The 21,756-nt window shown below is 65.7% G+C and carries 15 protein-coding genes; 7 read left to right on the top strand and 8 right to left on the bottom strand.

Going from position 1 to position 21,756, the window contains the following annotated elements:
* Positions 1 to 102: 102 nt before the first annotated feature.
* From D769_RS29135 to D769_RS29145, 3 genes are read left to right on the top strand one after another with little or no spacing between them, the layout of a single operon-like run.
* A complete protein-coding gene (locus D769_RS29135) occupies positions 103 to 3,258 on the top strand; it encodes an MdtB/MuxB family multidrug efflux RND transporter permease subunit (RefSeq protein WP_008652134.1) in 3,156 nt (1,051 codons plus the stop codon).
* Entirely contained in the window at positions 3,258 to 6,560 is a 3,303-nt protein-coding gene (locus tag D769_RS29140; protein WP_008652135.1) for an efflux RND transporter permease subunit, read from the top strand. Before D769_RS29135 ends, D769_RS29140 begins: the two co-directional genes overlap by 1 nt.
* Positions 6,561 to 6,574: 14 nt before the next feature.
* Positions 6,575 to 8,053 carry an efflux transporter outer membrane subunit gene (locus D769_RS29145; RefSeq protein WP_040011342.1) on the top strand — a complete coding sequence of 493 codons (1,479 nt, stop codon included), beginning with the start codon at positions 6,575 to 6,577 and terminating at the stop codon, positions 8,051 to 8,053.
* Positions 8,054 to 8,116: 63 nt separating this feature from the next.
* On the opposite strand, the gene D769_RS29150 is transcribed toward D769_RS29145, so the two are convergent.
* Positions 8,117 to 9,016, bottom strand: a complete 900-nt coding sequence (locus D769_RS29150) for a LysR family transcriptional regulator (protein WP_008652141.1) — start codon at positions 9,014 to 9,016, stop codon at positions 8,117 to 8,119.
* A 173-nt stretch (positions 9,017 to 9,189) separates the two neighbouring features.
* Here D769_RS29150 and D769_RS29155 point away from each other — a divergent pair, with 173 nt between their 5' ends.
* Entirely contained in the window at positions 9,190 to 9,651 is a 462-nt protein-coding gene (locus D769_RS29155; protein ID WP_008652142.1) for a PACE efflux transporter, read from the top strand.
* A gap of 116 nt (positions 9,652 to 9,767) precedes the next feature.
* Positions 9,768 to 11,324: a D-alanyl-D-alanine carboxypeptidase/D-alanyl-D-alanine-endopeptidase gene (dacB, locus tag D769_RS29160; protein WP_008652143.1), complete on the top strand. Its 1,557-nt coding sequence runs from the start codon at positions 9,768 to 9,770 to the stop codon at positions 11,322 to 11,324.
* A 79-nt stretch (positions 11,325 to 11,403) separates the two neighbouring features.
* Here dacB and D769_RS29165 read toward each other — a convergent pair whose 3' ends face one another.
* The 7 genes from D769_RS29165 to D769_RS29195 form a co-directional block, all read right to left on the bottom strand.
* Complete coding sequence (locus D769_RS29165; protein WP_035881411.1) at positions 11,404 to 12,396, bottom strand: L-threonylcarbamoyladenylate synthase; 993 nt, start codon at positions 12,394 to 12,396, stop codon at positions 11,404 to 11,406.
* A gap of 15 nt (positions 12,397 to 12,411) precedes the next feature.
* A complete protein-coding gene (locus D769_RS29170) occupies positions 12,412 to 13,656 on the bottom strand; it encodes a 5-(carboxyamino)imidazole ribonucleotide synthase (protein WP_008652145.1) in 1,245 nt (414 codons plus the stop codon).
* Between the two features lie 29 nt (positions 13,657 to 13,685).
* Entirely contained in the window at positions 13,686 to 14,183 is a 498-nt protein-coding gene (gene purE / locus D769_RS29175; protein ID WP_008652146.1) for a 5-(carboxyamino)imidazole ribonucleotide mutase, read from the bottom strand.
* Positions 14,184 to 14,204: 21 nt separating this feature from the next.
* The gene (locus D769_RS29180) at positions 14,205 to 15,113 is read right to left on the bottom strand and encodes a phosphoribosylaminoimidazolesuccinocarboxamide synthase (RefSeq protein WP_008652147.1); all 909 of its coding nucleotides are present in this window, start codon (positions 15,111 to 15,113) and stop codon (positions 14,205 to 14,207) included.
* A 102-nt stretch (positions 15,114 to 15,215) separates the two neighbouring features.
* Positions 15,216 to 16,280, bottom strand: coding sequence for a class II fructose-bisphosphate aldolase (fba, locus tag D769_RS29185; RefSeq protein WP_008652148.1), 1,065 nt, complete (start codon positions 16,278 to 16,280; stop codon positions 15,216 to 15,218).
* Positions 16,281 to 16,400: 120 nt separating this feature from the next.
* The gene (gene pyk, locus D769_RS29190; protein WP_008652150.1) at positions 16,401 to 17,840 is read right to left on the bottom strand and encodes a pyruvate kinase; all 1,440 of its coding nucleotides are present in this window, start codon (positions 17,838 to 17,840) and stop codon (positions 16,401 to 16,403) included.
* Positions 17,841 to 17,923: 83 nt separating this feature from the next.
* Complete coding sequence (locus tag D769_RS29195) at positions 17,924 to 19,120, bottom strand: phosphoglycerate kinase (protein ID WP_008652151.1); 1,197 nt, start codon at positions 19,118 to 19,120, stop codon at positions 17,924 to 17,926.
* 378 nt (positions 19,121 to 19,498) lie between these two features.
* On the opposite strand from D769_RS29195, the gene D769_RS29200 reads away from it, so the two are divergent.
* Positions 19,499 to 20,605 (top strand): helix-turn-helix transcriptional regulator, encoded by a 1,107-nt coding sequence (locus tag D769_RS29200; RefSeq protein WP_008652152.1) that lies wholly within the window; start codon positions 19,499 to 19,501, stop codon positions 20,603 to 20,605.
* A 7-nt stretch (positions 20,606 to 20,612) separates the two neighbouring features.
* A complete protein-coding gene (locus D769_RS29205) occupies positions 20,613 to 21,746 on the top strand; it encodes a helix-turn-helix transcriptional regulator (protein ID WP_008652153.1) in 1,134 nt (377 codons plus the stop codon).
* Positions 21,747 to 21,756 lie beyond the last annotated feature (10 nt).

Below are 21,756 nucleotides of genomic sequence, written 5' to 3' on the forward strand. Positions count from 1 at the left end.
GGCGCCCATGGTGCCAGCGGGGCGCGGGCAGCCAGCGGCGCCCATGGCTCGGGCACGGGCCCGCAGCAGGCACAGCCGTAAGGCGAGGAGTCGAGGAGCGGCATGAATCCCTCACGCATCTTTATCGAGCGGCCAGTCGCCACGGCGCTGCTGATGGTGGCCATCCTGCTGTCGGGGCTGGTCGCATTCCGGCTGCTGCCGCTCTCGGCCCTGCCCGAGGTGGACTACCCAACCATCCAGGTCACCACGCTCTACCCCGGCGCCAGCCCCGATGTGATGACCTCGTCGGTCACCGCACCGCTGGAACGCCAGTTTGGCCAGATGCCTGGCCTCAAGCAGATGTCGTCGTCCTCCTCCGGCGGCGCATCGGTGATCACGCTGCAGTTCGAGCTGACACTGTCGCTCGACGTGGCCGAACAGGAAGTGCAGGCCGCCATCAACGCGGGCAGCAACCTGCTCCCGGCTGACCTGCCAATGCCGCCGATCTACAGCAAGGTCAACCCGGCCGACGCGCCGATCATGACGCTGGCGATGACGTCCGACACACTGCCGCTGCCCAAGCTGCAGGACATGGTCGACACGCGCGTGGCCGCCAAGATCTCGCAGATCCAGGGCGTGGGTCTGGTCACGATCAGCGGGGGCCAGCGCCCCGCCGTGCGCATCCAGGCCAACCCGACGGCGCTGGCCAACCTCGGCATGTCGATCGACGACCTGCGCACCGCCATCGGCAATGCGAACGTGAACGGCGCCAAGGGCAGTTTCGACGGCCCCGCGCGCGCGTCGACGATCGACGCCAACGACCAGCTCAGGTCGGCCGACGAGTACAAGCAGATCATCATCGGCTACCAGAACGGCGCGCCGATCCGCATCACCGACGTGGCCGACATCGTCGATGCGGCCGAAAACAGCCGCCTGGCCGCATGGGCCAACGCCAAGCCGGCCATCGTGCTGAACATCCAGCGCCAGCCCGGCGCCAATGTGATCGAGGTGGTCGACCGCATCAAGACGCTGATGCCGCAGTTGCGGGCGTCGCTGCCGGCCTCCGTGCAGGTGCAGCAGCTGACCGACCGCACCACCACGATCCGCGCCTCGGTCAAGGACGTCGAGTTCGAACTGCTGCTGGCCGTCGCGCTGGTGGTGATGGTGATCTTCATCTTCCTGCGCAACCTGTCCGCCACGATCATCCCGGGCGTGGCGGTGCCGCTGTCGCTGGTGGGCACGTTCGGCGTGATGTACATGGCCGGCTTCTCGATCAACAACCTCACGCTGATGGCGCTGACCATCGCCACCGGCTTCGTGGTGGACGACGCCATCGTGATGATCGAGAACATCATGCGCTACATCGAGGAAGGCGATCCGCCGATGGAAGCGGCGCTGAAGGGCTCGAAACAGATCGGCTTCACCATCATCTCGCTGACGTTCTCGCTGGTGGCCGTGCTGATTCCGCTGCTGTTCATGGGCGACGTGGTCGGCCGCCTGTTCCGCGAGTTCGCTGTCACGCTCGCCGTGTCGATCCTGATCTCCGCAGTGGTCTCCCTGACGCTGACGCCGATGATGTGCGCGCGCCTGCTGCGTCACGTGCCGGAGAGCGAAATGTCCCGCTTCCACGTGGTCACGGGCCGCTTCTTCGACAGCGTGATCGAACAATATGGCCGCGCGCTGAACTGGGTGCTCGGACGCCAGACGGCCACGCTGCTCGTCGCCGTGGGCACGCTGGTGCTGACCGGCCTTCTCTACGTGGTGGTGCCCAAGGGCTTCTTCCCGGTGCAGGACACGGGCATGATCCAGGCGATCACCGAAGCCTCGCAGACCAGTTCGTTCCAGTCGATGGGCCGCAAGCAGGAGGCGGTGCAGAAGGTGATTCTTGAAGATCCCGCCGTCGAAAGCGTGTCGTCGTTCATTGGTGTCGACGGCACCAACACGACGATCAACGCGGGCCGCATGATCATCAACCTGAAGCCGAAGGACGAACGCGACTCGATGGAAGTCGTGACCGACCGGCTGCAGGCCTCGGTGCAGAAACTTGGCGGCGTGGCGCTGTACATGCAGCCGGTGCAGGACCTGACAATCGAGGACCGCGTGGCTCGCACGCAATACCAGTTCACCGTCGAGGACCCGGATCCGGCCGTGCTGGCCGAATGGGTACCGAAACTGATCGAGCGGCTGAAGCAGGAGCCGGAACTGCGCGACGTGGCCAGCGACCAGCAGAACAACGGCCTGCGCGCCTACGTGGAGATCGACCGCGACGCCGCCGCGCGTTTCGGCATCACCACCGCGGTCATCGACAGCGCGCTCTACAGCGCGTTCGGCCAGCGGCTGGTCTCGACGATCTTCACCCAGTCGAGCCAGTATCGCGTGGTGCTGGAAACGATGCCGCAGTTCCGGGTGAGCCCGGAGTCGCTGTCCGCGCTGCGCCTGCCGTCGTCGTCTGGCGGCCAGGTGCCGCTCGGGTCGATCGCGCACATCTCGGAGCGCACCGGCCCGCTCGTGATCAATCACCAGGGCCAGTTCCCGTCCGCGACGATCTCTTTCAACCTCGCGCCGGGCGAATCGCTTGGCGCGGCGGTGGACAAGATCACCAAGGTCGAGAGCGAGATTGGCCTGCCGATCTCGATGGCCACCGAGTTCCAGGGCGCCGCCCTGGCCTTCCGCGCGTCGCTCTCCAACACGCTGTGGCTAATCCTGGCCGCTGTGGTCACGATGTACATCGTGCTCGGTGTGCTGTATGAAAGCACGATCCATCCGGTAACCATCCTCTCGACGCTGCCGTCGGCCGCCGTCGGCGCCCTGCTGGCGCTGCTGGTGTCGGGGCAGGATATCGGCATCATCGCGATCATCGGCATCATCCTGCTGATCGGTATCGTGAAGAAGAACGCGATCATGATGATCGACTTCGCGCTCGAGGCCGAACGCGAAGGCGGCATGAAGCCGCGCGATGCGATCTTCCAGGCCTGCCTGCTGCGCTTCCGCCCGATCCTGATGACCACGATGGCCGCACTGCTGGCTGCGTTGCCGATGATGCTCGGCACGGGCATCGGCTCGGAACTGCGCCGTCCGCTGGGTATCACGATGGTGGGTGGCCTGCTCGTCAGCCAGGTGCTGACGCTGTTCACCACGCCGGTGATCTACCTGGCGTTCGACCGCGTCGCGATCCGCCTGAAGGCCTGGCGCCGCAACCGCTTTGGCGACCCCGATGAAGGCGGCACCGGAGAAGATGGCGGCCAGCCGTCGCACCGTCCGCAGGAGCCGAACGTCTGATGAACCTGTCGGCCACCTTCATCCATCGCCCGGTTGCCACCGCGCTGCTGACCATCGGCATTCTGCTGGCGGGCATCGCGGCGTTCCGGCTGCTACCGGTCTCGCCGCTGCCGCAGGTGGACTTCCCCACCATCTCGGTGTCTGCGTCGCTGCCCGGCGCCAGCCCCGAGACGATGGCCGCCACGGTGGCCACGCCGCTCGAACGCGCGCTGGGGACGATTGCCGGTGTCACGGAAATCACGTCGACCAGCTCGCTCGGCTCCACACGCGTGACGCTGCAGTTCGACCTGTCGCGCAACATCGACGGCGCGGCCCGCGACGTGCAGGCGGCGATCAATGCGTCACGCGCCACGCTGCCCACGAGCCTGCCGAACAACCCGACCTATCGCAAGGTCAACCCGGCCGACGCGCCGATCATGATCATCGGCCTGACATCGCAGACGATGTCACGTGGCCAGCTCTACGATGCGGCATCGACGATCCTCGCGCAGAAGCTCTCGCAGGTGGAAGGTGTCGGGCAGGTGACCATCGGCGGCTCCTCGCTGCCGGCCGTGCGCGTGGAGCTGAATCCCACGTCACTGAACAAGTACGGCATCTCGCTGGAAGACGTCCGCAACACCATCAGCGCCACCAACGCCAACCGGCCGCTCGGCGTGCTGGAGAACAGCAACAACGCGTGGCAAGTCTATGCCAACGACCAGGCGATGGCGGCCAAGGACTACATGCCGCTGATCATCCGCTACGCCACGCCGGGCACGTACTCGTCCGCGTCGGCCGGCGCACTGATCGCCAGCACCGCCAACGCCGCCGCCGGCGGCAACGTCAGCACGAAGACCGTCAACGGCGTCACCACGACCACCATCACCACCAGCAGCGGCACCACGACGATCACCACGGGCGCCACCGGCGGCAGCAACGGCGCGAAGGGACCAAACGGCTTCGCGGTGCCGATCCGCCTGCAGGACGTGGCCAATGTGGTCGACTCGGTACAGGACATCCGCAATGCAGGCTCTGCCAACGGCAAGCCATCGGTGCTGCTGGTGCTGAACCGCTCGCCCGGCGCCAACATCATCGAGACCGTGGACCGCGTCAACGACATCCTGCCGCAGTTGGGCAAGATGATCCCGGCCGCGATCTCGATGGACGTGATGATGGACCGCACACCCACCATCCGCGCCTCGCTGCGCGAGGTGGAACAGACGCTGATCATCTCGGTGGCTCTGGTGGTCATGGTCGTGTTCCTGTTCCTGCGCAACGTGCGGGCCACGCTGATTCCGAGTGTGGCGGTGCCGGTATCGCTGGTCGGCACGTTCTCGGTGATGTACCTGGCCGGGTTCTCGCTGAACAATCTTTCGCTGATGGCGCTGACCATCGCCACGGGCTTTGTGGTCGACGATGCGATCGTGGTGCTGGAGAACATTTCGCGCCATATCGAGGAAGGCATGAAGCCGCTGGCCGCCGCCTTGCGCGGCGCGCGCGAGGTCGGCTTCACGGTGCTGTCGATGAGTCTCTCGCTGATCGCCGTGTTCATCCCGCTGCTGCTGATGGGTGGCATCGTCGGCCGGCTGTTCCAGGAGTTCGCGATCACGCTGTCGGTCGCCATCCTGGTGTCGCTGGTCGTGTCGCTGACCACCACGCCGATGATGTGCGCACGGCTGCTGCGCCCGGTGCGTGAAGAATCCCAGGGCCGTTTTCATCACGCGACCGAGCACGTCTTCACATGGATGCAGCAGGCCTACGCACGCACGCTGGGCGCGGCGTTGCGCCATAGCACGTTGGTCTGGATCGTTCTGCTGGCCACGGTGGCACTGAACGTCTGGCTCTACGTGATCGTGCCAAAGGGCTTCTTCCCGCAGCAGGACACGGGCCGCCTGATCGGCTTCATCCGCGCGGACCAGGCCACGTCGTTCCAGGCGATGCGCACCAAGCTCGACAACTTTATCCAGATCGTCCAGACCGACCCGGCCGTGGTCAACGTGGTCGGTTTCACGGGCGGCTCGCAGCGCAATACGGGACAGATGTTCGTCACGTTGAAGCCGCTGTCCGAGCGCAACGAATCCGCCGATGCGATCATCGCGCGGCTGCGTGGCAAGCTGGCCAAGGAGCCAGGCGCCAGCCTGTTCCTGCAGTCGGTGCAGGATATCCGCGTCGGTGGGCGACAGAGCAGTTCGCAATACCAGTTCACGCTGCAGTCCGATGACCTGGACGTGCTGCGCGAGTGGGAGCCAAAGGTTCGCGCGGCGATTTCGAACATCAAGGGCATCGAGGACGTCGACACCGATACCAATGACAAGGGCCTGCAGACGTCAGTGATCATCGACCGCGACACCGCGTCGAAGCTCGGCGTCAGCGCGCAGCAGATCGACGCGATCCTCAACGATGCCTTCGGGCAACGCCTGGTCTCGACGATCTACCACCCGCTCAATCAGTACCGCGTGGTGATGGAGCTCAGTTCCGAGTATCTGCAGGGGCCGCACGCGCTGCAGGATGTCTATGTCGTCACCGGCGGTGGCAAGCGCGTGCCGCTCGCGGCCTTCACGCGTGTGATGCCGACCAGCACGCCGCTCGGCGTGAACCACCAGGGCCAGTTCGCGGCGTCGACAATCTCGTTCAACCTGGCCGAAGGCTATTCGCTGTCGCAGGCTACCGACGCGATCAAGGATGCGCTCGCGCGGATCGGCGCGCCGGAGACGTTACAGGCCAATTTCGCGGGTGGCGCCAAGGCGTTCCAGGATTCGCTCAAGAGCCAGCCGATCCTGATTCTGGCGGCGATCATCACGATCTACATCGTGCTGGGCATCCTGTACGAGAGCTACGTGCATCCGCTGACGATCCTGTCGACGCTGCCGTCGGCGGGCGTGGGCGCGCTGCTGGCCCTGCTGCTGTTCAAGACCGAGTTCAGCATCATCGCGCTGATCGGCGTGATCCTGCTGATCGGCATCGTGAAGAAGAACGCGATCATGATGATCGACTTCGCGATCGACGCCGAGCGGCGTGACGGCCTGAGCCCGCGCGACGCGATCTACCGCGCCTGCCTGCTCCGTTTCCGCCCGATCATGATGACCACGATGGCAGCGATGCTGGGCGCGATTCCGCTGGCACTGGGCCGCGGCGATGGCGCCGAACTGCGCGCGCCGCTCGGTATCTCGATCGTCGGCGGCCTGCTCGTCAGCCAGTTGCTGACGCTGTACACCACGCCTGTGGTTTACCTCACGCTGGATCGCTGGCGCCTCAAGGTCAAGGCCTGGCGCGAGCGTCGTCGCACCCAGGCAAGCGGCACCACGCCGCGCCTCGAACACTGATGAAGGCAATTGCCATGTCTCGAAGCCAATTCTCGTTCACCGTCGTCGCGCTGGCTTGTGCCCTGCTGACCGGTTGTGCGGTCGGCCCTGATTACCAGCGGCCCGATGCGCCCGTGCCCAAGGCTTTCAAGGAAGCCAGCGAGGACATGCCCGCATGGACCGGCGACTGGAAAACCGCCGAGCCGCAGGACATCATGGCGCGCCCCGACTGGTGGCGCGTATTTGACGATCCCGTGCTCGACGCGCTGATGTCTCAGGTCAAAATATCGAACCAGAACATCAAGGCGGCGGAAGCACAGTATCGCCAGGCCACGGCATCGCTATCCGCGGCACGCGCGGGCTACTTCCCGACGGTCGGCGCCAACGCCGGCGTTTCGCGCGGCGCGACGGGCAGCAATGGCCAGATCATCAACGGCCAGAACCTGACGCTGTCCGCCAACTGGGAAATCGACGTGTGGGGCCGCGTGCGCAGGCAGGTGGAAAGCGCCCAGGCCGGCGCGCAGGCCAGCGAGGCCGACCTGGCTTCGATCCTGCTCTCCACGCAGGCAACGCTGGCGCAGAGCTACTTCCTGCTGCGCGTGGCGGACGCCCAGCACGCGCTGCTGGACCGCACCGTGGCCGACTACGCGAAGTCGCTGCAGCTCGTGCAGAACCAGTACAAGGCGGGCACCGCGCAACGCTCGGACGTGCTGCAGTCGGAAACCCAGCTCAAGTCCGCGCAAGCACAGCAACTCGATATCCAGATCACGCGGCAGCAGCTCGAACATGCCATCGCGGTACTGGTCGGCAAACCCCCGGCGGACCTGACCGTGGCGACCGTCGACAACCGCGACACGATTCCGCGCGTACCGGTGGCCGTGCCGTCGCAGTTGCTGGAACGCCGCCCCGATATCTCGGCTGCGGAACGGCGCATGGCATCTGCGAACGCCAATATTGGCGTGGCCGAGGCGGCCTACTACCCGACGCTCTCGCTATCGGCCACAGGCGGGCTGACGGCCAGCACCCTGGCGCGCTGGCTCTCCCTGCCCGACCGCGTCTGGTCAATCGGTGCTGGTCTGGCCGGCACCGTGTTCGACGGCGGCCTGCGCCGTGCCAATACAGCGATTGCCGTGGCCCAATACGACCAGACCGTGGCGAACTATCGGCAGACCGTGCTGGGCGCGTTCCAGGAGGTCGAGGACAACCTCGCCTCGGCCCGCGTGCTCGAACAGGAGTCGATCGTCCAGAACGACGCGCTGCGCTCGGCACGCGAAGCGCTTTCGCTGGTCAACAACCGCTACAAGGCCGGCACCGCAGCGTTGCTGGATGTGCTGACGGCACAGACCGCGGCCTATACGGCGGAGAACACCACATTGACGATCATGGGGCGGCAGTACACCGCGGCCGTCACGCTGATCAAGGCGCTTGGCGGCGGATGGCATGGACCGGATATGGAGGTGGGGAAGGCCGATAGCGCCCCGCCGGCTACCGCGCCCGCATCGACAGCGCAATAACAGACTCGGTGGCGGACTCAATAGCGGACTCAATAGCGGACTCGGTAGCGGCGCTGCAGCGCGCTACCGCCCCTCCGGCATCGGCAACGGCTGCTGACTGACCCGCTCCCGCAACCATGTGGCCGCCTTGCCCAGCGGCCGCTGCTTGTGCCACACGATTTCCATCGCCACGGGCCAGTCCTGATCCTGGAAGGTCAGCTGCGGCGATACCAGCCCGGCAGCGGCGGGCGAGTTGGCCGCCACGTGCCAGGGCACAAACGCCCAGCCGAGCTTGCGCTTGACCAGTTCGACGATCACCCACTGGCTTTCCACCCACCAGACTTCGGCCGCCACACGCAGCCGTTTCTTTTCCTCGCTGTCGCTGCGCGTGGCCACCATCAACTGCCGGTAGCGTTTCAACTCTTCGAAGTCCACGCGCGGCTGGGCGGCAAGGGGATGGTCGGGCGCGCAGATGATCGGCATCGGCACCCAGCCCAGCGCATGGAAGCCGAGTTCGGGCGGCAGGATCTCCTGGCGCCACATGATGCCGAGGTCCGCGCACTGGCTCAGCACCAGCCGGCTCACGTCCTCCATCAGCGGGAACAGCAGTTCGAGTTCGACCGACGGGAAGCGTTGCGAGAACTCGTCGAGCAGCACGCCGAGGGTCTCTTCCGGATATAGCTCGTCGACGGCCAGCGTGAGGCGGGACTCGACACCTTCGCCCAGGCTCTTGGCAACGCCCCGAAAGTGCTCGCAACGCTCCAGAATCACACGCGCCTCGACCAGCAGCCGCTCGCCGGCCGGCGTCAGAACCGGATAGCGGGCGGTGCGGTCGAACAGCGCGTTGCCGAGGTCGATCTCCAGATTGGCGACGGCGGCGCTGACGACGGACTGTGCCTTGCCAAGTTGGCGGGCCGCCGCGGAGAACGATCCGGTTTCGGCCGCGGCGACAAAGGCTTGCAACTGTTCGAGGGACAGGCTCATGGTGTGCGTTCTCGTTGGCTTTCCCACCTCCCCCACAAGCAAACGGGGGCAGACGGTGGTGAAAGCCGGTCGCAGGGGGAATCCCCTTCTATCGGAATAACCGATACTACCCAACTTGCGATTAGCTGTCCTGCCGATAGAATGCGCTCCATCGTTTCACAAAGGAGAGCTTCATGCGCACCACCGCAGACCGGATCCGTCACACCGTCGGTTTCGAGCTGATCGGGTTGCTGATCTTCGCCCCGCTTGCCAGCCTGGTATTTGGCTACGCGCTGCACCAGATGGGTCTGGTGGGCGCGGTCGCGTCACTGATCGCTGCCGTCTGGAATTACGTCTACAACATCCTCTTCGACCGCGGGATGCTGCGCTTCACCGGCCAACTCCGGAAGACGCCGGCGATTCGCGTGCTGCACGCAATCCTGTTCGAGGGTGGCCTGCTGCTCGTGTTCCTGCCATCGGTGGCGTGGTACCTCGACATGACCCTGCTCGATGCGTTCATCATGGACATCGCCGTGGCCGGCTTCTACATGGTCTACGCGCTGGTCTACAACTGGGTCTATGACGCGGTCTTCCCGATCCCTGGCCTCAAGGCGAAGGAGGATAGCCAGCCTGCCGATTGCCCGTCGGCCCACTAGGAACCGCGGAAATCCGACCGTGCGACGCGCGGTCGACCTCAGCAACAAAATGCGGCCAGAAGCGGTCGAAAATGGCCGCATTCACGTCATCCATCGGGCATGGGCCATGCGTTAACATGAGCGCCATGCCAATCCGCCCCTCCCTGCTCCGCCGCAGCCTGTCTCCCGTTATCGCAACGGCCGCGCTGCTCGCCTTCGGCCTGACTGGAGCCCAGGCCAAACCCGTCAAATCCGTCAAAGCCACCAAACCGTCGGTCCAGCGCGTCAGTGCCGAAGCCGCGGACCCGGCCGCCGCGCGCACCGGCCTGCCCGCCACTGTCACCACGGCGCTGCGCCGCGCGCATGTGCCACTGTCGGCAGCAAGCTTCTACGTGATCAAGGTCGGCGCGCCGCGCCCGCGTGTGAGCTGGAACGCCGAGGCGCCGATGAACCCGGCGTCGACGATGAAGCTGGTCACCACGTTCGCCGGCCTGCAATTGCTCGGGCCCGACTATCGCTGGCTCACTTCGCTCTACGCCGATGGCCAGCCGGGCCCGGACGGGGTGATCAACGGCAACGTCTATCTGCGCGGCCGGGGAGACCCGAAGCTGGTGCCCGAGGAGATGGCCAAGCTGGTCAACACGGCGCGATCGACTGGCGCGACGGCCATCAACGGCGATCTCGTGCTCGACCGCAGCTTCTTCGCGGATACCCAGGACAACAGCTACACGATCGATGGCGAGACGCAACGCGCCTACAACGTCAATCCTGATGCGCTGCTTTATGCCTTCAAGACGCTCACCTTCACGATCACGCCCGACGCCGCCGGCCGCGCCGTCGACGTGGCCGTCACGCCGGCGCTGGCGCAATTGCGTGTGGATAACCGCCTGACGCTGGTCAACGGCCGTTGCGGTGACTGGCGCGCACGTGCCAACCCAAGCATCACGCCGCAGTCAGACGGCACCATCGTCGCCGCGTTCGACGGCAACTACTCCGCCGATTGTGGCGAACACGTGGTCAACCTGGCCACACTCTCGCACAGCGATTTCATCTGGGGCGGCTTCGTGGCCGAATGGCAGGCGGCGGGTGGCCGCTTCGTGCGTCCGCCCGGACTGCGCGGCGGCACCGTGCCGCGCAGCGCGTTCCTGCTGGCGCGGCACTACGGCCAGCCGCTCGGCGAGATCGTGCGCGACATCAACAAGTTCTCGAACAACGTGATGGCACGTCAGCTCTTCCTGACGATTGGCGCGGAGATCGACCGGAGCGGCCCGGCCAGCACCGAGAAGTCGACACGCGTGATCAAGCGCTGGCTATCGCGCCAGGGGCTGGACATGCCGGATCTGGTACTGGAGAACGGCTCGGGATTGTCGCGCGAGGAACGGATCAGCGCTTATGACATGGCGCGCCTGCTGCAACAGGCACTGGCCAGCAATGTTGGGCCGGTGCTGATGGACTCCCTGCCGATCCTCGGCGTGGATGGCACGCTGCGCAATCGCCTGACCCGCGCCAATGCGGCCGGCAATGCCTACCTGAAGACGGGCACGCTACAGGATGTACGCGCGCTGGCGGGCTACGTCGACGCGCTCGACGGGCAGCGTTATGTGGTGGTGGCGTATATCAATCACCCGAACGCATCGGGAGCGCAGGAGGCGCACGATGCGTTGATGCAGTGGGTGTATAAGGGCACGCCTTGAGGTGAGGGTTTTGTGACAGGCATGGTGGGGGATGGAGCGCCTGGCCCTCTCCCCGCCTTCCTCCGCCTTCCCCCTAACCTCAGCAATCCTCGAACGCAGCCGCGGCGCGACCCAACCGGTCTCGCACCCCGTCCCACTCGGGACTCTCCGGCAAGGGTTCGAACACCAGCCGCTGGAATCCTTCCTTGTCGAGCCGGCGCAACAGCCGGTACAGCTCCTGCGCATAAGCGTCCGGCGTGGCCGGTGCTTCAACGAACGTGCAGCGCGGATCGCTGGTTGCAGGCGCCCGACCCACCCAGGCCAGCCTGCCATCGGCGGACAGCCCATGCAGGTACTGCGGCAAGGCATCGGCCTGGGCCAGCGTCAGCGTGGTGCGGGGCGCGTAGTGGGCCTTGAGCGTGCCCGATGCGCGCGGCGCGGCGGCATCCGGCGGTAGCGGCATGGTGCCGAGCACGTCGGCCATCATCGCCGCCGTGATCGCGCCCGGGCGCAGCAGCACCGGGCCAGCCGTATCCAGGCGGGACAGATCGACGATCGACGATTCGATGCCAACGTCCACGCCATCGCCTTCGAGCACATAGACCGATCCACCGAACTCGTCGCGCACATGCTCGGCCGTGGTCGGGCTGACCTGGCCGAACTTGTTGGCCGATGGCGCAGCAATGCCACCACGGCCACGGCGGAAGCGCGACAGCAGCGCCTGCGCCACCGGATGCGACGGGCAGCGCAAACCGATGCTGTCCTGCCCACCGGCAACCGCTGCCGGGATGTGGGCGGCGCGTTTCAGGATGATCGTCAGCGGACCGGGCCAGAACGCATCGATCAGCTTCTGCGCGGCGTCGGGTACGTCGTCGCTCCAGTAGCCGACATCGGCGCCATCGACCACGTGAACGATCACCGGATGGTTCGACGGACGGCCCTTGGCGGCGAAGATACGCGCCACGGCTTCAGGATTCTCGGCATCGGCACCGAGACCGTAGACGGTCTCGGTCGGGAAGGCCACGAGCTCGCCGGCTTCGAGCAGGCGAACAGCTTCTTCCAGCTCCGCGGCGGTGGGCATGCGTGAAGACATCGCGAACTACCGGTTTCAGCTGGGGATATGCAGCGCCTTGGCGGCGGCATCGAACGTGCGGTCAGCCGCTTCGGCGTGGTCGCCAACGCAGTTCACGTGTCCCATCTTGCGCGACGGGCGCGCATCGTTTTTGCCGTAGAGGTGCAGCTTGGCGCCGGGCTGTGCCAGCACCTCATCCCACGCGGGCGTACGCTCCAGGCCGAACTCGAACCAGCAGTCGCCAAGCAGGTTCAGCATCTTGCCGGCCGAATGCTGGCGGGTGCTGCCCAGCGGCAGGCGAGCCATCGCGCGGACCTGCTGCTCGAACTGGCTGGTCTCGCAAGCATCCATCGTGATGTGCCCCGAGTTATGCGGGCGCGGCGCCATTTCATTGGCCACCAGCGTGCCATCGGTCAGCACGAAGAATTCAATGCAAAGCACGCCGACGTAGCCCATTTCCGAAGCAATCGTCGCCGCGGCGTTGCGGGCGCGTTGGGAAATATCGTCCGACACGCTTGTCGAAGGCATCGTCGTCGAAAACAGGATGCCATCGCGGTGCACGTTCTCGGCCAGCGGCCACGTGGCGGTGGAGCCATCGGCGGCACGCGCGGCCAGCACCGACACCTCGTACGCCAGCGGCAGCATCCGCTCGAGCACGCACGGCACATGCTGCATGGCCTTCCATGCGACGCGCACGTCCTCGCGCGACTTCACGCGCGCCTGGCCCTTGCCGTCGTAGCCCATCCGCGCGGTCTTCAGGATGCCCGGCAGCACTTCATCAGGCAGCCGGTCCACGTCGGCATCGTGCTGGATCACCCAGTGCGGGGCCGGCGGCACGCCGGTACGGTCTGCACAGGAGGCGAAGAACTTCTTTTCGCCGATGCGGTTCTGCGCGATCGACACGCAGTAGCCGCGCGGCGCGACGAACACGCCGGCTTCCTCCAGACGCTCAAGCGAGATCGACGGCACGTTCTCGAACTCGGTGCTCACCGCCTCGCACAGGCTGGACAGTTCAGCCAGCGCCGCATCGTCGGTGTATGCCGCGCAGATGTGCCGGTCAGCCACGGAGCCGGCCGGGCTGTCCTGGTCCGGATCGAGCACGCAAACGCGGTACCCCATCGACTGCGCCGCGTGCGTGAACATGCGGCCGAGCTGGCCGCCGCCGAGCATGCCGAGCCAGGCACCTGGCAGGATCGGCGAGTTCGGACTGTCCACGCCGAACTCGGCGCGCGACTCGGGGGTATGCGCTTCGGACAGGTGGGGATGGATATCGGTCGGCATGGCTCAGGCTACGGTGAGACTTCAGAAAGTTATACGGGCAGCGTCATCGCGCGCGCGGCTTCGGTCTGCTTGGCGCGGAACGCTTCCAGCGCGCTGGCCAGCGCGTCGTCGGTGGTGGCCAGCGTGGCGATCGCGTGCAGCGCCGCGTTGGCGGCGCCGGCCTCGCCGATGGCGAAGGTGGCCACGGGCACACCCTTCGGCATCTGCACGATCGACAACAGCGAGTCCTCGCCGCGCAGGTACTTTGACGGCACCGGCACGCCGAACACCGGCACGATGGTCTTGGCGGCGATCATGCCCGGCAGGTGCGCGGCACCGCCGGCGCCGGCGATGATCGCGCGGATGCCGCGGCCACGCGCCGCTTCGGCATAGCGGAACATGTCATCGGCCATCCGGTGCGCCGATACCACCTGCGCTTCGAACGGCACGTTGAAATCCTTGAGCATGGCCACGGCGTGCTGCATCACGTCCCAATCGGAACTGCTGCCCATTACCACGCCAACCACAGGCTTCGATTCGTTGCTCATCTTCAATTACCCTTCCTGCCTTTACTGCAGCGCTTCGCCGGTCAGGCGGGTCAGCGCTTCCTTGTACTTGTCGGCGGTCTTCTGCACCACGTCTTCCGGCAGCTTCGGCGCCGGCGCGGTCTTCGGCCAAGGCTTGCCGTCGATGCGCACGGCTTCGAGCCAGTCACGCACGAACTGCTTGTCGAACGACGGCGGGTTGGTGCCCACCTGATACGAATCGGCCGGCCAGAAGCGCGACGAATCGGCCGTCAGCACTTCGTCCATCAGCGTCAGCGTGCCGTTCTCGTCCAGACCGAACTCGAACTTTGTGTCGGCAATGATGATGCCGCGCGTGGCGGCGTAGTCGGCGGCTTCCTTGTACAGGCGGATCGAGATGTCACGCATCTTCGCGGCCAGTTCCTTGCCGATGCGGGCCTCGACTTCATCGAACGAGATGTTCTCGTCGTGCTCGCCCATCTCGGCCTTGGCCGCCGGCGTGAAGATCGGCTCGGGCAGCTTCTGCGCGTTCTGCAGGCCGGCCGGCAGGGCGATGCCGCACACCTTGCCCGTGGCCTGGTAGTCCTTCCAGCCGCTGCCGGCCAGATAGCCGCGCACCACCGCTTCCACCAGGATCGGCTTCAGGCGCTTGACCACCACGGCGCGGCCCTTTACCTGCTCCACCTCGTTCGGCGCCACCACGGACTCAGCGGTCACGTCGGTCTCATGGTTCGGCACGATGTGCGCGAGCTTCTTGAACCAGAAGTTGGCCATCTGGTTCAGCACGCGGCCCTTGGCCGGAATCGGCTCGCCCAGGATCACGTCGAAGGCCGACAGACGGTCGGTGGTCACGATCAGCAGCTTGTCGTCGCCGACAGCGTAGTTATCGCGGACCTTGCCTTTGCCGAGCAGCGGCAGGGACTGGATGGAGGATTCGTAGAGGGCGTCGGACATGGTGTGAAAACGGCTGCGGCTGAAAAACAAGCGGGGCTTCGAGCGCGATGCGAAGCCCCATGAAGTAGCAAAGCCCCGCACCAGGCGGGGCAACGACACAATTTACTGCACGACCTGGGCGAGCTTGCCGGCCTTGTACTGCTGGGCAACGTCGGTCAGCGACACGGCCTTGATCTTGCTGGCCTGGCCTTCGCAACCGAAGGCGATGTAGCGGGCCTTGCACACGAGCTTGGCGGCTTCGCGGGCCGGCTTCAGGTACTCGCGCGGGTCGAACTTGCTCGGGTTCTCCACGAAGAAGCGGCGGATCGCGCCGGTCATCGCCAGACGGATGTCGGTGTCGATGTTGATCTTGCGCACGCCGTACTTGATCGCTTCCTGGATTTCCTCCACGGGCACGCCGTACGTTTCCTTCATGTCGCCACCGAACTGGCGGATTTCAGCCAGCAGTTCCTGCGGCACCGACGACGAACCGTGCATCACCAGGTGGGTGTTCGGAATGCGGGCGTGGATTTCCTTGATGCGCCCGATGGCCAGGATGTCGCCCGTGGGCTTGCGCGTGAACTTGTACGCGCCGTGCGAGGTGCCGATGGCGATGGCCAGCGCGTCGAGCTGGGTGGCCTTGACGAAGTCGGCGGCCTGCTCCGGATCGGTCAGCAGCATCGAGTGATCGAGCTTGCCTTCGGCGCCAATGCCGTCTTCCTCGCCGGCTTCACCGGTTTCCAGCGAGCCCAGGCAACCCAGTTCGCCTTCCACGGTCACGCCCAGCGCGTGGGCCATCTGCACAACCTTGCGGGTCACGTCGACGTTGTACTCGTAGTCCGACGGGGTCTTGCCGTCTTCCTTCAGCGAGCCATCCATCATCACCGACGAGAAGTTCAGGTCGATGGCGGCCTTGCAGATCGCCGGCGACTGGCCGTGATCCTGGTGCATCACCACCGGGATGTGCGGATAGGCTTCCACGGCGGCTTCGATCAGGTGACGCAGGAAGTGCTCGCCAGCGTATTTGCGCGCGCCGGCCGATGCCTGCATGATCACCGGGGCGTTGACCTCGTCGGCGGCCTGCATGATGGCCTGAACCTGTTCGAGGTTGTTCACGTTGAAAGCCGGCAGACCGTAGTTGTTCTCGGCGGCATGGTCCAGCAACTGGCGCATGGATACGAGTGGCATGTCTAACTCCTGAATGTAAATAGCTTTGGGTATTTCTGAATTCTTGTCGTTGCTGCGCCAGACAGGCTCGCGCATCGGGCGCGGTCATGTCTGTCTGGCGCGCCACATGGGGCGCGCGTCCTACCGGGTGCCCACCCTCACGATCTTGAGCGTATTCGTGCCGCCGGGCTGGCCCATCGGCTCGCCGATCGTCAGCACGATGAAATCGCCGCGCTGCACCACGCCCTGGGACAGCAGCAGTTCCTCGGCCTGCTCAAGCGCCACGTCGCGGTCCGCGCTCGACTGCAGCGGCAGCGGCACCACATTGCGATAGAGCTGCATCTTGCGTTGCGACGCCAGGTTCGGCGTCATCGCGTAGATCGGCACATGGATGCGGTGACGGCTCATCCACAGCGCCGTGGCGCCGGAATCGGTCAGCGCCGCGATCGCCTTGACACCTAGATGATAGGCGGTGAACAGCGCACCCATCGCGATCGACTGGTCGATCCGCGCGAAGGTCTGGTTCAGGAAGTCGGTGTCGAGCTGCACCACCTCCGACTTCTCGGCTTCCAGACAGATCGCGGCCATGGCTTCGACCGTTTCCACCGGATAGCGGCCGGCAGCGGTCTCTGCCGACGTCATCACGGCGTCGGTGCCATCGAGCACGGCGTTGGCCACGTCGGACACTTCGGCCCGCGTCGGCACCGGGTTGACGATCATGCTCTCCATCATCTGGGTGGCGGTGATCGTCAGCTTGTTGGCCTCGCGCGCCAGCTTGATCATGCGCTTCTGCAGCGCGGGCACGGCGGCGTTGCCAACTTCGACGGCCAGGTCGCCGCGCGCCACCATGATGCCGTCCGACGCGAGCAGGATTTCCTCGAGCACGCCCGGACGAATCGCCTCGGCCCGCTCGATCTTCGCGATCATGCGCGCCTTGTGGTTGTGCGGCTGGCCTGCCACGTTGGTGAGCTGGCGGGCCATTTCCATGTCGGTGGCGTTCTTCGGGAAGCTCACGGCCACGTAGTCCGCGCCCAGCGCCATGGCGGTCTTGATGTCCTCCATGTCCTTGGCGGTCAGCGCCGGCGCCGACAGGCCGCCACCCTGACGATTGATGCCCTTGTTATTGGACAGCTCACCACCGATACGCACCGTGGTGAAGATCTCGTTGCCGAGCACGCGGTCCACCACCAGTACGATCAGACCGTCGTTGAGCAGGAGCAGGTCGCCCGGGCCCACATCGCGCGGCAGATCCTTGTAGTCCAGGCCCACGCGCTCCTGATTGCCCATCTGGCAGGCCGAATCGAGGATGAACGCATCGCCCGGCTTGAGCGTGATCTTGCCGTTCTCGAACTTGCCCACGCGGATCTTGGGGCCCTGCAGGTCGGCCATGATGGCCACCTCGCGCCCGCAGGCCGCCGCTGCCTCACGCACCAGGGCGGCGCGATCGATATGGTCCTGCGCGGTGCCATGCGAGAAGTTCAGGCGCACCACATCGACCCCTGCTCCGATCATGCGGGTCAACACTTCCAGCGTGCTGGATGCGGGGCCAATCGTGGCGACGATCTTGGTGGAACGTGTCATGCGGGCAGCTTCCTTGGTGGGGGGCGCTTGGTTTTTCTGGAAACTGGCCGGACGGGGGTGTCCCGCGCCGGCCTGTCGGGTCATCAGCCTGCGGCGCGCTGTTCCAGCACTTCGAATGCGGGCAGCTTCTTGCCTTCCAGGAATTCCAGGAAGGCGCCGCCACCGGTCGAGATATACCCGACGCGATCGGCGATGCCGTACTTGGCGATGGCGGCCAGCGTGTCGCCGCCACCTGCGATCGAGAATGCCTTCGACGTGGCGATGGCTTCGGCCAGCACCTTGGTGCCGTTGCCGAACTGATCGAATTCGAACACGCCGACCGGACCGTTCCAGACGATCGTGCCGGCAGCCTTGAGCTGGTCGGCCAGCATCGCGGCGGTCTTCGGGCCGATGTCGAGGATCATGTCGTCGTCGGTAACGTCCTTGACGTCCTTGACCGTCGCCGCAGCCGTGGCGCTGAACTCCTTGGCGCAGACCACGTCGACGGGAATCGGCACCGATGCGCCGCGCGCGGCCATGATGTCGATGATCGTCTTGGCGTCACCCACGAGGTCGGCCTCGGCCAGCGACTTGCCGATCTTCAGGCCAGCGGCCAGCATGAACGTGTTGGCGATGCCGCCGCCGACGATCAGGTTGTCCACCTTGTCGGCCAGGGCCTTCAGGATGGTGAGCTTGGTCGAAACCTTCGAGCCGGCCACGATGGCCACCAGCGGACGCGCCGGCTGGCCCAGCGCGCGGCCCAGCGCGTCGATCTCGGCGGCCAGCAGCGGGCCGGCGCAGGCGATCGGGGCGAACTTGGCGATACCGTGGGTGGTGGCCTCGGCGCGGTGGGCGGTGCCGAACGCGTCGTTCACGTAGACGTCACAGAGCTTGGCCATCTTCTGGGCCAGCTCGTCGCTGTTCTTCTTCTCGCCCTTGTTCACGCGGCAGTTTTCCAGCAGCACGATCTGGCCAGGCGCCACCTCGACACCGTCGACCCAGTTCTGGACCAGTTTCACCGGCTTGCCGAGCAGTTCGGACAGGCGCGTGGCAATCGGGGCCAGCGAATCCTCGGGCTTGAACTCGCCCTCGGTCGGACGGCCCAGGTGCGACGTCACCATGACGGCCGCGCCGGCGTCCAGGCAGGCCTGAATGGCCGGCACCGACGCGCGGATGCGGGTGTCTTCGGTGATATTGCCTGCGTCGTCTTGCGGCACGTTCAGGTCGGCACGGATGAACACACGTTTGCCGGAGATTTTGCCTTGGGAAATGAGATCGGTAAGACGCAGGACAGAGGTCATGGCGATAAGAGCGGGACGTGGGCGACATGCGCCGCCCGTGGAAATCGGGAAAACCGGCATTTTACCTGATCGTTACTACCGTACGACGCGATCTGCCCGTTTCGCGGCATATCCGTCACATGCCATGCCCAGCCCGGAACATCCCCTACCGAAGGGGGGGCACCCGATTGCACGCTCAACAACCGGGTTGGAGTAATGTACGCCTTAATGTACTAAACGTATGCATGGCCAGACACTCACGTCAATTCTGGTGGTTTTAGTACATCACTGCAGGTCCGGCGCGACCGGACCATAAGAAATATGACCCGCGGACCCGGGACACCCCCGGTTACCAAGAGGCCAAAAATAAGCGTGGCGAATGCAAGGGGGTAGTCTGAAATGGATCAAGCGACCATGCATGGCGCGATCCGGGGGCTTTACGAGGGCATCCTGGACCCGGCAGCCTGGCAGCAAAGTCTGCGCGCGTTAACGGCAATCGCCGGCACGACGCACGCCTCCATGATGGTATGGGACACAGTCCGCGATCAGGTGACCGTCAACGAGGTGGTCAACCCGGTCGAGGAATTGTTTCTCGCCTATGAAAACGATTTCCAGGCCATGGACCCGGCCAAGGCGTTCGCACCCAGACTGGTGCCCGGCGCCTGGTATGTCGATGCGCGCGACCTGGGCCATCAGGCCATGGCGCGTCATCCGTTCTATGGCGAGTTCTTCCACAAGTTCGAACTGGGTTCGTACATGGCCTGCCTGGTAGAGCGCCAGCCGCACTACGAGGTTTACTTCTCGATGCAGCGCTCGCTGGCGCAGGGCAACTTCAGCGGCGATGACGCGCGGCGGCTCGACTGGGTGGTGCCGCACATGCGCAGCGCGATTGCGATCCGCGACCGCACGCTGGCGCTGTCGACGATGACCACGCTGGCAACGCGGCTGATCGAACGACTGGCGTTCGCCGTGGCCATCTATTCGCCCGACCGGCGGCTGCTGCTGGCCAATACGGCCGGTGAACGCTGGGCACGCCGGCTCGACCCGTTGGGCAAGACCACCGAGTGGCAGCTTTCGCGCAGCTTCATGGAGATGCTGCACGGCGCCTGCGATCCCGCAAAACCACAGGCCGCCATGGCCGCCCGCGCCACTGGCCCGAATGGCAGCCAGGCCGAAGTCCTGGTGCTGCCCTTGCCGGCCAGCCACGCCTTTGCCTCGACATGGCAGACGCCCGCGGCGCTGGTCGTCGTGCATGAGGCGGGCGCCCCGTCGGTGCTGCTCGACTCGGTCATGCGCAACCTGTACGGCCTGACACCCGCCGAGACCCGGTTGGTCGCGCGGCTGGCCACGGGTGAAGGGTTGCCGGAAGCCAGCCGGCAGATGCGCATCCGGCACGAGACCGCGCGCACCCAGCTCAAGGCGATCTTCCTCAAGACCGGCTGCACCAGCCAGGCACAGCTGACGCACCTGCTGACGCGACTCGCCGTCACGCTCGACGGAGGTTGATCGAGTGATGGTGACAGAGGACATGCACGAGACCATTCGTGGTCTCTATCAAGGCGTTCTGGAACCGCAGGCGTGGCAGCGCAGCCTGTCCGCGCTATGCGACCTCAGCCAGAGCGAGCGCGCCTCGCTCCTGGTTTTCGACCCCGCGAGCGGCAGTGTGCGCGTGCGGCAGACGGCAGCGCTTGCTGCCCTTGCCTCGCAGGCAACGCCCCACGATTCGCCGCAAACGCTTTCCTTCAACGAACGGCTGAACGTGGGCGGTTGGTTCATTCATCGACGCGACACGGGATTCGCTGCAACCCTCGGCGCATTTCCGCAGGAGGACATTGCCGGCGTCGCACCCGCTTCCATGATGACCTGCCTGATCGACCGGCAGCCCGGCCACGAGATCTACCTGTCGCTGCAGCGCCCGGCCGGCGCCGATGGTTTTCTGGAAGCCGATGCCCGCGCGCTGGACTGGATCATTCCGCACCTGCGCGAAGCAGTGGCCATGCGCGACCGCGCGCAGGCCGCCAGCACGCACGGCCGCGTGTCAGCCAATCTGCTGAACCAGTTGCCATTCGGCGTGATCGTCTTCACGGCTGATGGCGAGCCACTACTGGCGAATGCGGCAGGCGAGCCGTGGATCGGCCGACTGATGCCGATACGCGCCGACGGCGCCGCCGACGGCACGCTGACATCGGGTGGACAAGGCTGGCGGCTCTCGAAGCCGTTCCACGAAATCATGCGCGGGCTCACCGATGCGGGCGCGCCGCTGGAGGCTGGCGCCATTCACGCCGTGAGCACGGACGGCCACGAGGCCCAGATCGTCGCGATGCGACTGACGCCGGGCACACCGCTGTCCTCGGCATGTCTCGGGCAGCCGCTGCTGGTGGCGATTCACGAAAGCCACGGCACGCCGCGGGCGGTGCCCACCGTGCTGCGCGACCTCTACGGTCTGACGCCAGCGGAAACGCGGCTCGCCGCGCTGCTGACCACCGGCATCGGCCTGCCGGAGGCGAGCATCCAGCTCGGCATCAAGCGCGAGACGGGCCGGTCCCAGCTCAAGTCGATCTTCACCAAGACCAACACGAGCACGCAGGCGCAACTGGCTCACCTGCTTACTCGACTGGGCAGCGTGCTGGCCGAACCCGCCAGATAGCAGGCCAGTA

It is taken from the genome of Cupriavidus sp. HMR-1 (assembly GCF_000319775.1).
Classification (GTDB): domain Bacteria; phylum Pseudomonadota; class Gammaproteobacteria; order Burkholderiales; family Burkholderiaceae; genus Cupriavidus; species Cupriavidus metallidurans.